This window comes from Streptacidiphilus carbonis, from assembly GCF_000787775.1.
Lineage (GTDB): Bacteria > Actinomycetota > Actinomycetes > Streptomycetales > Streptomycetaceae > Streptacidiphilus > Streptacidiphilus carbonis.
Genome location: NZ_BBPM01000004.1, coordinates 197,796 through 210,874 on the forward strand (window position 1 = coordinate 197,796; position 13,079 = coordinate 210,874).

The 13,079-nt window shown below is 73.2% G+C and carries 9 protein-coding genes; 1 reads left to right on the top strand and 8 read right to left on the bottom strand.

Annotated elements, in window-relative coordinates; translation table 11 throughout:
* Positions 1 to 5 precede the first annotated feature (5 nt).
* Entirely contained in the window at positions 6 to 506 is a 501-nt protein-coding gene (gene nrdR / locus TR46_RS04890) for a transcriptional regulator NrdR (protein ID WP_042393961.1), read from the bottom strand.
* 723 nt (positions 507 to 1,229) lie between these two features.
* On the opposite strand from nrdR, the gene lexA reads away from it, so the two are divergent.
* Positions 1,230 to 1,919: a transcriptional repressor LexA gene (gene lexA, locus TR46_RS04895; protein WP_236655206.1), complete on the top strand. Its 690-nt coding sequence runs from the start codon at positions 1,230 to 1,232 to the stop codon at positions 1,917 to 1,919.
* 68 nt (positions 1,920 to 1,987) lie between these two features.
* Here the strand turns inward: lexA and TR46_RS04900 are convergent, their stop codons facing one another.
* The 7 genes from TR46_RS04900 to hflX all read right to left on the bottom strand — a co-directional run bounded on the left by TR46_RS04900 (position 1,988) and on the right by hflX (position 13,075).
* On the bottom strand, positions 1,988 to 4,183 hold the full coding sequence (locus tag TR46_RS04900; RefSeq protein WP_084717897.1) for an ATP-dependent DNA helicase: 2,196 nt from the start codon (positions 4,181 to 4,183) through the stop codon (positions 1,988 to 1,990).
* 39 nt (positions 4,184 to 4,222) lie between these two features.
* Positions 4,223 to 5,569 (bottom strand): lysine N(6)-hydroxylase/L-ornithine N(5)-oxygenase family protein, encoded by a 1,347-nt coding sequence (locus TR46_RS04905; protein WP_042393969.1) that lies wholly within the window; start codon positions 5,567 to 5,569, stop codon positions 4,223 to 4,225.
* Between the two features lie 71 nt (positions 5,570 to 5,640).
* A complete protein-coding gene (locus tag TR46_RS43955) occupies positions 5,641 to 6,342 on the bottom strand; it encodes a GNAT family N-acetyltransferase (protein ID WP_236655203.1) in 702 nt (233 codons plus the stop codon).
* Positions 6,339 to 8,270, bottom strand: coding sequence for an IucA/IucC family protein (locus TR46_RS43960; RefSeq protein WP_042393973.1), 1,932 nt, complete (start codon positions 8,268 to 8,270; stop codon positions 6,339 to 6,341). The genes TR46_RS43955 and TR46_RS43960 overlap by 4 nt, the downstream gene beginning before the upstream one ends.
* On the bottom strand, positions 8,267 to 9,847 hold the full coding sequence (locus TR46_RS04920; protein ID WP_063770525.1) for a pyridoxal phosphate-dependent decarboxylase family protein: 1,581 nt from the start codon (positions 9,845 to 9,847) through the stop codon (positions 8,267 to 8,269). The genes TR46_RS43960 and TR46_RS04920 overlap by 4 nt, the downstream gene beginning before the upstream one ends.
* Positions 9,844 to 11,292, bottom strand: coding sequence for a diaminobutyrate--2-oxoglutarate transaminase (locus tag TR46_RS04925; RefSeq protein ID WP_269084240.1), 1,449 nt, complete (start codon positions 11,290 to 11,292; stop codon positions 9,844 to 9,846). Before TR46_RS04925 ends, TR46_RS04920 begins: the two co-directional genes overlap by 4 nt.
* A gap of 235 nt (positions 11,293 to 11,527) precedes the next feature.
* Complete coding sequence (gene hflX, locus TR46_RS04930; protein WP_042393976.1) at positions 11,528 to 13,075, bottom strand: GTPase HflX; 1,548 nt, start codon at positions 13,073 to 13,075, stop codon at positions 11,528 to 11,530.
* Between the last annotated feature and the right edge of the window lie 4 nt (positions 13,076 to 13,079).

A 13,079-nucleotide genomic window follows, 5' to 3' on the forward strand; every position in this document is an offset into this window, starting at 1 on the left:
AGCGGCTACTGCGACGCGGGGGCGGGAGCGGGCACGGCTGCGCCCTCCTCCGCCGCTGGAGGCCGGTCCACGCGGAGCTCCGCGATGGCGGCCTCGAAGTCCTCGAGTGATTCGTATGCCCGGTACACCGAGGCGAACCTCAGATAGGCCACCACGTCCAGCTCCTTGAGCGGACCGAGTATGGCCAGGCCCACGTCATGGGTGGAGAGCTCGGCGCTGCCGGTGGCCCGGACGCACTCCTCCACCCGCTGGCCGAGCAGGGCGAGCGCGTCCTCGCTGACCGGGCGCCCCTGGCAGGCCTTGCGCACGCCGCTGATCACCTTGTCGCGACTGAACGGCTCGGTGACCCCGCTGCGCTTGACCACCATCAGCGCCGCGGTCTCCACCGTGGTGAAACGGCGGTTGCAGTCCGGGCACTGGCGGCGGCGGCGGATCGAGGTGCCGTCGTCGGTGGTACGGGAGTCGACCACCCGGCTGTCCGGGTGCCTGCAGAAGGGGCAGTGCATGGTGCTGGTGTCCCTTCTGTCCCCGACGGGCCCGACCGTCCGACCGGGCGGCTCCAGGCTGATTCTAGGTGATGGCCAGGGCGGGGTCTCACGCGGGTTCCATGCGGGAAACCACTACCTGTGGCCGTCGGAGACCTATGTAACCACTAGATCTGGTGCCCGCGCCAAGCCTTCGCACACCGCGTGTCGTAGCCCGCAGCTCACGCCCAGCGATCACCGCAGGTCAGACCGGAGGGCCTGGAGGAGCACCTGGGGAACTCTCACCCGGTTGGCTCGCGAGGGACGAAAAGTACGGGAGGGGACCGCTGCGGCGGGATTCATGAGATCCTGCTGATCGAACAAACGATCGCATCATCGACTGCGCCGACCTTGTACACCGTCAACCTTGATCACGTCAGGCAACCGAGTAATAATTCACTCGAACGTGTGTTTGGCGCAACCTTTCGATCAGTCATACCGTTGGCCTATTCAAAGGGAGAACGTCCGTCGAGAGGGGCCGCCGTGACCACCGCAAAAAGTAGCACCGTCCCGGTGCAGGAAAGCTCCCAGCACTCCAGCACCGCGCACAGCAGCCAGACCCAGACCCGTAGCCGGGAAGAGATCGGGAATACCGTCTCGGGACTCCTTCCGAGCCAGGCTTCCGGTCCTTCCGCACCCCACTCCTCGGGACACTCCTTGGACGCTCTTGAGAACGGCGCGGCCGACAGCGCCGCCGACGAGACCATCGCGGGTGAAAGCCCCGCACGCTCCCTTCCGGGGCGCCCCCCGGGAATCCGCACCGACGAGGCCGGACTGACCGAAAGGCAGCGCCGCGTCATCGAGGTCATCAGGGATTCCGTGCAGCGGCGCGGATATCCGCCGAGCATGCGGGAGATCGGCCAGTCGGTGGGCCTCTCCAGCACCTCCTCGGTGGCCCATCAGCTGATGGCGCTGGAGCGCAAGGGATTCCTGCGCCGCGACCCGCACCGTCCGCGCGCCTACGAAGTACGCGGCATGGACGTGGTCCGCCCGGTGCCGGAGAGCACCACCGGGCGCCCGGCGACCTCCTATGTCCCGCTGATCGGGCGGATCGCCGCCGGTGGTCCGATCCTCGCCGAGCAGTCGGTGGAGGACGTCTTCCCGCTGCCCCGGCAACTGGTCGGCGACGGCGAGCTGTTCGTGCTCAAGGTCAGCGGCGACTCGATGGTCGACGCCGCGATCATGGACGGTGACTGGGTCACCGTGCGCCGCCAGCCGGTGGCGGAGAACGGCGACATCGTCGCGGCGATGATCGACGGCGAGGCGACCGTGAAGCGCCTCAAGCGCGAGGACGGCCACATCTGGCTGATGCCGCACAACGCCGCCTACGAGCCCATCCCCGGCGACAGCGCGACGATCCTGGGCAAGGTCGTCGCGGTGCTGCGCCGGCTCTGAGGCATCGGCGGACGTGTCCACGGCTGCGTCGGTCCTCCCCGATCGGGGGCGGGCCGACGCAGCCGTGGCTACCGGGCCTTGACCGGACGCGGTGGCACCGCGGCGGCGTTGATCGCGGCCAGCGAACGGCGGACCTGATTGCGGTCGGTGGTGTACCAGAAGTCCGGCATCGAGGAACGGAAGAACCCGCCGTAACGGGCCGTCGCCAGACGTGAGTCGAGCACCGCGACCACCCCGCGGTCCTCCGCCGCCCGGATCAGCCTGCCCGCCCCCTGTGCCATCAACAGCGCGGCATGGGTGGCCGCCACGGCCATGAAGCCGTTGCCGCCGTGCTCCTCGACCGCCTTCTGCCGGGCGCTCATCAGCGGATCGTCCGGACGCGGGAACGGGATCCGGTCCATCACCACCAACTGGCAGGCGGAGCCCGGGACGTCGACGCCCTGCCAGAGCGACAGCGTGCCGAACAGGCAGCTCTCGGTGGAAGCCGAGAAGTTGCGGATCAGCTCGCCCAGGGTGTCCTCGCCCTGGAGCAGGATCTCGCCGGGCACCCGGGACCGCAGCGCCTCGGCCGCCGCCTTGGCGGCGCGCATCGAGGAGAACAGGCCGAGGGTGCGGCCGCCGGCGGCCTCGATCAACTCGGCCAGCTCGTCCAGCATCGCCGGACGGTCGGGCTCGCGGCCCGGCGGCGGCAGATGCCGCGCCACATAGAGGATGCCCTGCTTGGGGTAGTCGAAGGGCGAGCCGACATCCATGGCCCGCCAGGCGGGGGTGGACTCCGCCAGCGGCTCGCCGATGTCGTCACGCCCCGCGGCGCCGGCCGGGACCCGGCCGCCCTCGCCGATCCGGCCCTCGGGGCCGAGGCCCAGCGACAGCCCGACCCCGTTGAAGTCGCCGCCGAGCTTGAGGGTGGCCGAGGTGAGGACGACCGAGCGCTCCTTGTAGAGGTTCTCCCGCAGGAGACCGGAGACGCTCAGCGGGGCGACCCGCAGCGAGGAGGTGCCGGCGCCGAAGCGGTCGTTGTTCTCGATCCACAGCACCTCGTACTCGGAGCCCTCCAGCATCCGGTCCGTGGTGTCGTGGATGGTCTCCACCGAGGCCAGCGCCTGCTTGCGGACCGCGTCCTCGTCGGTGACGCCCTTGTCCCGGACCTCGCCGATGGAGGTGATCACCGCCCGGGCCGCCTCACGGATGGCGGCCACCGCGTAGCCGATGTTCTCCGGCAGCTCCTCGACCCGGCCCGGCTGGGCGATCTCCATCAGGCCGTGGAAGTTCTCGGCGGCGGCCTGGAGTGAGTCGACCGCCTTCTCGTTGGCGAGTTTGGCCGCCCGCTTCACCGCCCGGTTGACCGCCCCGGTGGTCAGCTCCGCGGTGGCGATGCCGGTGACCCGGGAGACCAGTTCATGCGCCTCGTCGACGATCAGCAGCTCGTGCTCGGGCAGCACCGGCGCACCCTCCAGGGCGTCGATGGCCAGCAGTGCGTGGTTGGTGACGACCACGTCCGCGAGCTTGGCCCGCTCACGCGCCGACTCGGCGAAGCACTCGCCGCCGTACGGGCAACGGGTCGCGCCCAGGCACTCCTTGGAGCTGACGGCCATCTGCGCCCAGGCCCGGTCGGAGACCCCGGGTGACATGTCGTCACGATCGCCGGTCTCGGTCTCGTCGGCCCAGTCGCGCAGCCGGACGATGTCCTGGCCGAGCTTGCTGGTGGGGCCGCCGAGGACCTCGGCCGGGTCGAACAGCCCCTCGCCCTCGTCGCTGGGCGCGCCCTCGTGCACCCGGTGCAGGCAGAGGTAGTTGGAGCGGCCCTTGAGCATCGCGAACTGGGGGCGGCGGCGCAGCAGCGGCTGCAGGGCGTCCACGGTGCGCGGCAGGTCGCGCTCCACCAGCTGCCGTTGCAGGGCCAGGGTCGCGGTGGCCACCACCACCCGGTCCCCGTGGGCGAGGGCGGGAACCAGGTAGGCGAGTGACTTGCCGGTTCCGGTACCGGCCTGCACCAGCAGGTGCTCGCGGCCGTCGACGGCCGCGGCGACGGCCTCCGCCATGGCGATCTGGCCGGGTCGTTCAACACCGCCGACGGCGGTGACGGCGGCATGCAGCAGTTCCCCGATCCGGCCGGAGCCGGCGGGGGCGTCGGCGGCGGTCCCGGCTGGAGTCCCGGCTGGGGTCTCCGCCGGGACTTCCGCCGCTCCTGCCGCTGGGACCGGTGCTGCGGCCGATGGGGTGTCGTCGGTGGCGCCCGCGCCGGGCGTGGGAAGTTCAGTCATGGCTCGCCCAGCGTAGAGGTCGGCACTGACAACCGGGCATCAGCGTACCGAGCGCTCGGGCAGGCAGCCGGGCGTGGGGACGCCGAAGGTGGTCCAGGCGGTGCGGGCCGGGAGGCGGTGGACGGTGCGGGCGGCGACGGCGTTGAGGATGGTGGCGGCGCGGTGCGCGCCGAGGCCCAGGTCCGGGGTGCCGACGCCGTGGGTGTGCAGTTCGGCGTTCTGGACGTAGATGCCGCCGGTGACGTCGGGGCGCAGCCCGATCCGGTGCTCCAGGTCCACCAGCAGGCGTCCCTGGTCGTCCCGGTCGACCAGGTCGCCCAGCGGGTCCAGCAGGGCGGGGCGGCGGGCGCCGTGTCCGGTGGCCAGGATCACCGAGCCGGTGCGCCGGGTGTAGGTGATGCCGGTCTGCAGGTGCCGGCAGTGCAGCTCCAGTCCGCCGCAGGCCCCGAGCCTGGCGGCCTCGACCTCCGTTCCGGGCAGGATCTCCACGTCGGCGGGGGCCGCCCCGAGGGTGCGGTCGTAGAGGGCGGCGTGGATGTCGGCGAGGGTCTCGGCACTGGCCGCCTTGTAGAGCTGCCACTGGTCGGGCACCAGGGCGTCCTTGGTGTGGCTGGGCAGCGCGTGGAAGTAGCGGGTGTAGTCGGGGGTGAAGTGTTCGAGACCCAGTTTGGAGTACTCCATGGGGGCGATGGCCCGGGTTCGGGTGAGCCATCGCAGCTGGCGGCCGGGCGCCTCGCCGCGGCTCCGCAGCAGGTCCAGGAAGACCTCGGCGCCGGACTGGCCGGAGCCGACGACGGTGATGTCGGTGCTGTCCGCCAGCGCGTGGCGCACGTTGAGGTAGTCCTCGGCATGGTGCACCACCCCGTCCGCGTGGAGTTCGGCGAAGGCCTCGGGCACGACCGGCTCGGTGCCGATGCCGAGGACGATGTTGCGGGCGGCCACCGATGCGCCGTCCGGCAGCCCGATCCGGAACAGCCCGGTGCCCGGGTCCCAGCCGACGGCGTCGACCGGGCTGCAGAAGCGGCAGTTGGGCAGTCGGGCGGCCGCCCAACGGCAGTAGTGCTCGTACTCGCGGCGGCTCAGATGGGACCGCTCGGCGAAGTAGAAGGGGAACAGCCGGTCGTGCTCGCGCAGATAGGCGAGGAACGTCCAGGGGCTGGTGGGATCGACCAGCGAGACCAGGTCGGCGAGGAAGGGCACCTGCATGGTCGCTCCCTCGACCATCAGCCCGGGATGCCAGCTGAACTCGGGCTTGGCGTCCAGGAAGAGGGTGCGCAGGTCGGCGACGCCGTCGGCGAGCGCGGCCAGGGAGAGGTTGAACGGCCCCAGGCCGACGCCCACCAGGTCGTAGGGCTCGGTGCGGAGGGCGTCGGCGGTGGTGTCCACGGCGAGGTGCTTTCGTCGGAGGGGTGGGTGGCTGCGATGGGCGGCTGGAGGTGTCGTTTCGTCGGACGGCGTCAGATTCGGTCGCGGACCATCAGGGCGGCCCGCTTGGCGGGCAGGTCGAGGTCCTGCTCGTGGCGGAAGCCGGCCTTCAGGAAGGCCCGCACGGACGGGATGTTGCGTACATCGGGCTCGGCGACGATCCGGGCCGCCGAGCGGCGCTCCCTGAGCGCGCGTGCGGCGACGGCGCGGAGCAGACGGGGGCCGAGGCCCCGGCCCCGGCACTCGGGCGGACCGAGCAGCAGATGCACCCCGGTGTCGTGCGGCCGGGCCGGGTAGTGCCGGGCGATCGGGTCGAGGTCGGCCCGGTAGAGCTCCCAGTAGCTCATCGGGGTGCCGTCCAGCAGTCCCAGGCAGGGGACGCTGCGGCCGTCGCCGTCGAGTTGCGCCCGCAGGTGCTGCTCGGTCAGCCCGGTCGGCCCGGAGAGCTCCCAGAAGGCCGTCACCACCGGATCGTTCATCCAGCCGGCCACCAGGCCCAGGTCCCTGGCCAGGCGGACCGGGTGCAGTCGGAACTGGCCGACCGGGGTGTCCATCACGCCCCAGCGGCTGACCCCGTCGAGCAGGTCCGCCGTGGGCAGTCGGGACCGGGTCGGCCGCGGCGGGGTCTGCGCCGGTACGGCCGCGCGGGTGGCCCGCAGATGGTGCGGGGTGAGCACCCGGTGCGGCGGCAGCGGGTTCCCCGAACCCGGCGCGGGAATCGGCGGCCGGCTCATCGGAGCGCCCCGCGGGCCGGCACGGCGGCGACGGCCTCCGCCGCCAGCGGATTGTCCACGGTGACGTACACCGACTGCGTCTCCACCGGGCCGACCAGTTCGTCCAGACCGTTCAGCCGGGTGCGCAGGTTGGCCTTGCAGCGCAGGGTGGGCGCGTCGAGCAGCAGCGCGGGCAGGCTGGACCGGCTGGCGGCCGCGGCCGCCCCCGCCAGGAACCGGCGCAGAGCGGCCAGCAGCACCCGCTCGTCCGCCAGCCGCTGCGAGCCGAACGCTCCTACCAGGCCCAGCAGATGGTTGATGCCGAGGTAGTACGCGAAGCGCTCGTCGGCCACGGCGTCCGGGACGAAGGTGTCGCTGCGGCCGCCGATCCCGGGCAGCCTGGCGTCCAGGGGGGCGGCGTGCGAGTCGCGGAAGTAGTAGCCCTGGTTGTCCCGGTAGCGGCCGCCGACCGGCCAGCCGTGCTGGTCCAGCAGCACCAGGCTGTTCTGCTGGTGCGCCTCCAGGGCGATCCCGGCCTGCCCGTCGAGCCAGAGCAGCGGGAGCACCACGGCATCGAGGTAGCGCAGGAACCATTCCGTGGCCACCGTCGCCACCGGGCGACCGGCGCGGGCGGCGAGCCGTTGCAGCAGTGCGCCCAGGCGGGAACCGGCCGGGGCGCCGTCGTCGGTGCGGCTCGGCCGCTCGGCGACCAGGCCGGCCACGCACAGGACCCGGTCCTCCCGGCCGAAGGGGTTCTGCCGGATCACGGTGTCCAGGCCGGTGGCGGCAGCAGCCGTTCCAACGGCAGCCGTTCCGGCCGCACCGGGCAGGGCCGCACCCGGCAGGTCCACGCCGATCCAGGCCGGGTCGCGGACGATGTCGAAGCCCGGGTGGGCGGCCTGCCACTCCTGGCCGAGGCCGCCCGCGAGCAGCCGGTGCACCTCGACGCCCCGGTGCAGTTCCTTGCGCAGGTTCTCCCGGCGGGAGTTGGTGATCCGCAGACCCAGCGACAGCTTCAGCATGAAGGGGGCGCCGGGCCGGTGGACCGTCCGCACCGAGGAGGTGGGGTGCCAGAGCGGGCCCGCTGTGCCGAGGTCGTGCAGCAGGCCTGCTTCGAGCAGTCCGCGGATGTCCTGCCGGTGCGTCAGCTCCCTGGCCTGCCACGGGTGCAGGGGGAGTGCGATGGAGCCTGGCGGCAGCGGTCCGGCGTCCGGGCCGCGCAGCGCTGCGGTGATCGCCGCGGCCGGGGAGGGCAGTGCCGAGTCCGAGGCGGCCAACTCCTGGTCGACGGCGAACCAGTGCAGTCGGTGGGCGCCGCGCAGTTCGGGCGAGTAGGCGGCGGCCTCGGACTCACCCAGCCCCTCCCGGCTCTTGGGGGTGGGGTGCAGCGGATGCCCCAGCAGCAGGGCCTGCTCGCCGTCCAGGAACGGGCTGGTGCCGGGCGGTGGCTCCGGGTCCTTCCGGTGTCCGGCGATGAACACGGCGGTGCGGCGCACCGAGTCGACGACGCGCCCGGCGAGGTCGGCGACATGGCGCGGGGCGACCGGGTCGCCCCCGGAACCGCCACGGGCCAGCAGGGCCGCGACGGTGACGGCGTCGACCGGGTGGCCGCCCGGATGACCGCTCCGGGGGGCGGCGGCCTCGGTTCCGACTCCGGCGCCGGCTCCGGCGACCAGGGCGGCGCGGCCGAAGCGGTGCCAGCCGCAGGGCGACCAGTAGCGGACCGGGACGGCGAGCTGCAGTCCGTCGCCGAGGGCCACGGAGAGCAGCCTGCCCGGCGGATCGGTGATGCCGCTCTCACGCACCCAGCAGCGCAGCAGGCTCTCGGTGGCCGCGCAGTCGGCGGCGACCGCTGGGTCGGGGTGCAGCAACGGGTCTGCGGCGTCGGCAGCCGGGAGCGGCCCGGCCTGACCCTGCGCGGGGACTCCGCCACGGGCAGCAGTGCTCACGAGTTGGCCTCCCGTTGTTCTTCGGCGTCCGCGTCCGCCTCTGGTTCGGCGTGTGCGTCTGCTTCGTCGGCGTCGACCTGGGCGTCAGCCGCAGCCTCGGCCTCGGTGCCTGCGGTGACGACGCGGGCGATCAGGCGGTCCAGGTCCGCCGTGGTGGTGTGCGGGTTCAGCAGTGTCAGCTTCAGTCGGACCGAGCCGGGCCCGGTGCCGACTTCGGTACGGCCCACGACGGCGCTGCCCTGTTCCAGCAGTCGCCGTCGGAGAACGGCGTTCAGCCGATCCGTGGCAACCGGACCGACGCCGTCCCGCTGCGGCAGGCAGCGGAAGAGCACGGTGCTGAGCACCGGCTCCGCGACCAGTTCCAGCCGCGGTTCGGAAGCGATCCGCTCCGCCGCGAACCGGGCGAGGTCGTGGCAGCGGTCCACCAGCGCGCCGAGGCCGGACCGGCCCAGGGTGCGCAGGGTGACGGCGATCTTGAACGCGTCCGCTCGACGGGTGGTCCGCAGCGACCGGCCCAGCAGCGAGGTGTAGCCGGCCTCTTCGTCGTCCACCGGGTTCAGGTAGGCCGCACGCAGCTCCAGCGGCTCGAACAGGGCCGCGTCGCGCACCAGGAGCACCCCGGCCGCGATCGGCTGCCAGCCGAGTTTGTGCAGGTCCAGGCTGATGGTGTCCGCCTGCGCCACGCCGTCCAGCAGCGGTGCCAGGCGTCCCGAGAACAGTGCCGCACCGCCGTAGGCGGCGTCCACGTGCAGTCGGACGCCGTGACGGCGGGTGACGGCCGCGACCGCGGGCAGGGGATCCACGGCTCCCAGGTCGGTGGTCCCGGCCGTGGCGACGACGCACATCGGCACCCGGCCGTCGGCGCGGGCGTCCGCGAGGGCCCAGTCCAGCACCCGGGGGTCCATCCGGCCGTCCGGCGCGGTCTGCACCGGGACCACGGCGTCGCGGTCCAGCCCGAGCAGCGCGGCGGAACGGGCGATGGAGAAGTGGGCGGCCTCCGAGCAGTGCACGGCGAGCCGCCCCTCGGCGAACTGATCGCGCGGGAAGGTGTCCCGTGCCAGCAGCAGGGCCATCAGATTGGACTCGGTGCCGCCGGTGGTCAGCACCCCGGCCGCCGCCTCGGGCCGGACCAGGCCCACCAGTTCGGCGAGCACCCGGATCACCGCGAGCTCCACCGAGGTACTGCCGGGGGCCTGGTCCCAGGAGTCCAGCGAGGCGTTGACCGCGGCTGCGGCGAAATCGGCCGCGACGGCCACCGCGAGCGGCGGTACGTGCAGATGGGCGGCGCAGGCGGGATCCGCCGGATCGGCGGCTGTGGCGGCCAGCGCCTCGACCAGCGTGCCGAGCGCGAACGGATCGCCCAGCTCGGGGAGCAGCTCCGACGGGTCCAGCAGCGCCCGCAACCCTTCCGCCACCGCCGTGGGACCCCCGGCCGGCAACGGACCGCCGCGGCGTTCGGCGCCCCGGCGCAGTGCCTCCAGCGCCTCAGCGACCAGCGGTTCCAGCGCGTCCGGGCCGGCGACCCCGCCCGCCAGGGCTGCCTCCGGCGGCCGGTCGGGGGCGGTCGGCGCGGTCATCCCCGGACTCCGGACCGGGCTGCCGGCACCGTGCGGTGCGCCGCCGAGGCAGCGTCGAGCGCCTCTGCCAGGCGTTCGAGCACGGCTTCCGCCTCCTCGTCGGTCATGGTCAGCGGGGGCAGCAGCCGCACCACGCTGCTGTGGCGGCCGCCCAGTTCGACGATCAACCCCCGGCGCAGCGCCTCCTGCCGCACCGCTGCGGCGAGTCCGGGAGCGGCCGGCCGCGCGCCCAGCGCGTCGGCGTCCGCCTCCGGTTCGACGATCTCGACCCCCAGCATCAGGCCGCGCCCGCGCACATCCCCCATCGCCGGCAACAGGCGGTGCAGCGCGCGCAGCCGGGCCAGCATCCGCTCGCCGAGGCCGGCGGCGCGCTCCGCCAGCCGTTCCTGACGGACGAAGCGCAGCGTCGCGGCCCCGGCGGCCATGGCGAGCTGGTTGCCCCGGAAGGTGCCCGCGTGCGCGCCGGGTTCCCAGACGTCCAGCTCGCCCCGGTAGACGACGGCCGCGAGCGGCAGGCTGCCGCCGACGGCCTTGGACACCACCATCACGTCGGGGACCACGCCCGAGTGCTGCACGGCCCAGAAGGCCCCGGTCCTGCCGACTCCGGTCTGTACCTCGTCGACGATCAGCGGAATGCCGCGGGCGCTGGTGATCCGGCGCATCTCGCGGAGCCAGCCGTCGGGGGCGGGAACCACACCGCCCTCGCCCTGGACCGGCTCGACGATCATGCCCGCCGACGGGTCCACCCCGCCCTTGGGGTCGGCCAGCAGCGACTCGGTCCAGCGGGCGGAGACCCGGGCGCCCTCGGGACCGCCGAGCCCGAAGGGACAGCGGTAGTCGTAGGGGAACGGCAGCCGCACCGGCGTGGACGCCGAACCGCCGAGCCCGGCCCTGGCGGCGCTGTCGCCGCCGGCGGCCAGCGCTCCCGCGGTCATCCCGTGGTAGGCCCCGGTGAAGGCCAGCAGACCGCTGCGGCCGGTGGCGGTGCGGACCAGTTTGAGCGCCGCCTCGACGGCGTCGGTACCGGCCGGGCCGCAGAACTGGATCCTGGCGTCGCGGGCGAACTCCTCCGGCAGCGAGGCGAAGAGCTCGGTGGTGAAGGCGTCCTTGACCGGGGTCGCCAGGTCGAGCACGTGCAGCGGGGCGCCGGAGTCCAGCAGTTCGCGGATCGCCTGCAGCGCCACCGGGTGGTTGTGGCCCAGGGCGAGCGTCCCGGCCCCGGAGAGGCAGTCCAGATAGCGCCTGCCGTCCGCCCCCTCGATCGTCATACCGCTCGCCCGCACCGGGACGACGGGCAGGGAGCGGGCGTAGGTACGGGCCGCGGACTCGCGGGCCGCCTGGCGGGCGAGGATGGCCGCCGGGTCGACGATCGCGGTGGCAGCTTCGGCGGCGGCTGGCCCCGGGGCCGGAACGGTCGCGGCTGGTGGCAGGACGGTCGGCGACACGGCCTCGGTTCCTCCTGGCTGGTCAGGACGGTCCGCAGCGCCGGGGGCCGCCCCCGGAGGGACGGTTCGCGGGGCTGGGACGGGCACCCCCTCGGGCGACGCCCCTCCGGTCTAACGAGCCAGGACCCTCCCGATCACGCGCGATCGCGAATCGGCCCGACGGAACATCCAGGCATGCCGAAGGGCGGCTGCCCCATACGGAGCAACCGCCCTTCGGGCACGCACTGACGCGGGATCAGCCAGGCTGGCCGGCCAGGCTGTAGCGCTCCAGCTCGGCCGCCAGGTCCGGCAGCACCCGCGCCTTGAGCAGGGTCCCCTCACCGGTGTGCTCCTCGGAGAGCACCTCGCCGTCCCGGTGCACCCGGGACACCAGGTCACCCCTGGTGTAGGGGACCAGGGTGGTCACCTCCACCGCGGGGCGCGGCAGCTCGTTCTCGATCAGCCGCAGCAGTTCCTCGATGCCCTCGCCGGTCCGGGCCGAGACCACGACGGCGTGCGGCTCACGGCGCAGCAGGCGGGCCAGCACCTCGGGGTCGGCCGCGTCCGCCTTGTTGATCACCACGATCTCGGGGACGTTCTGCGCGTCCACCTCGACGATGACCTCGCGTACCGCGGCCAGCTGGGATTCCGGCTCCGGATGCGAGCCGTCCACCACATGCAGGATCAGGTCGGCGTCGCCGACCTCCTCCATGGTCGAGCGGAAGGCCTCGACCAGGTGGTGCGGCAGGTGCCGGACGAATCCGACCGTGTCGGCCAGCGTGTAGAGCCGGCCGCCCGGCGTCTCGGCCCGGCGCACCGTCGGGTCCAGGGTCGCGAACAGCGCGTTCTCGACCAGCACCCCGGCCCCGGTGAGCCGGTTGAGCAGCGAGGACTTGCCCGCGTTGGTGTACCCGGCGATGGCCACCGAGGGGACCTGGTGGCGCCGCCGCTCCTGCCGCTTGGTGTCGCGGCCCTTCTTCATGTCGGCGATCTCCCTGCGGAGCTTCGCCATCTTCTCGCGGATCCGGCGCCGGTCCGTCTCGATCTTGGTCTCACCGGGACCGCGGGTGGCCATACCGCCACCGCCGCCGGCCGAGGAGCCGCCGCCACCACCCATCTGCCGGGACAGCGAGGCGCCCCAGCCGCGCAGTCGCGGCAGCATGTACTGCATCTGCGCGAGCGACACCTGGGCCTTGCCCTCACGGGACTTGGCGTGCTGGGCGAAGATGTCCAGGATCAGGGCGGTGCGGTCGACCACCTTGACCTTGACCACGTCCTCCAGGTGGATCAGCTGGCCGGGGCTGAGCTCACCGTCGCAGACCACGGTGTCGGCACCGGTGGCCTCGACGATCTCACGCAGCTCGCGGGCCTTGCCGGAGCCGATGTAGGTGGCCGGGTCGGGCCGGTCACGGCGCTGGATCACGCCGTCGAGGACCTCGGAGCCGGCCGTCTCGGCGAGTGCGGCCAACTCCGCGAGGGAGTTCTCCGCCTCCTCCACCGTTCCGTCGGTCCAGACGCCGACCAGGACCACCCGTTCCAGGCGGAGCTGGCGGTACTCGACCTCGGTGACGTCCTGGAGCTCGGTGGAGAGCCCGGACACCCGGCGCAGCGACGCCCGGTCGCTTCGGTCGAACTGGTCGCCGTCGTAGTCGTTGCTGCGGCCTGCGCCGCCGAGGGCCTCGTCGAATCCCGCGAGGTCCTCGTCCATCAGTGCGTCCGCCCTGCGGGTGGCCCGGTCCTGCTGAGAGGTGAACCGGGGGTCCTGCTGGTCGGCAGCGTCGCGGGTTTCGTACGTGGAGGTCATTGCA

Excerpts from the sequence above, each read along its gene's own strand:
- nrdR (WP_042393961.1), bottom strand. The coding sequence starts at position 506 with ATGCACTGCCCCTTCTGCAGGCACCCGGACAGCCGGGTGGTCGACTCC.
- TR46_RS04900 (WP_084717897.1), bottom strand. The coding sequence starts at position 4,183 with ATGACTGAACTTCCCACGCCCGGCGCGGGCGCCACCGACGACACCCCA.
- TR46_RS43955 (WP_236655203.1), bottom strand. The coding sequence starts at position 6,342 with ATGAGCCGGCCGCCGATTCCCGCGCCGGGTTCGGGGAACCCGCTGCCG.
- TR46_RS04920 (WP_063770525.1), bottom strand. The coding sequence starts at position 9,847 with ATGACCGCGCCGACCGCCCCCGACCGGCCGCCGGAGGCAGCCCTGGCG.
- hflX (WP_042393976.1), bottom strand. The coding sequence starts at position 13,075 with ATGACCTCCACGTACGAAACCCGCGACGCTGCCGACCAGCAGGACCCC.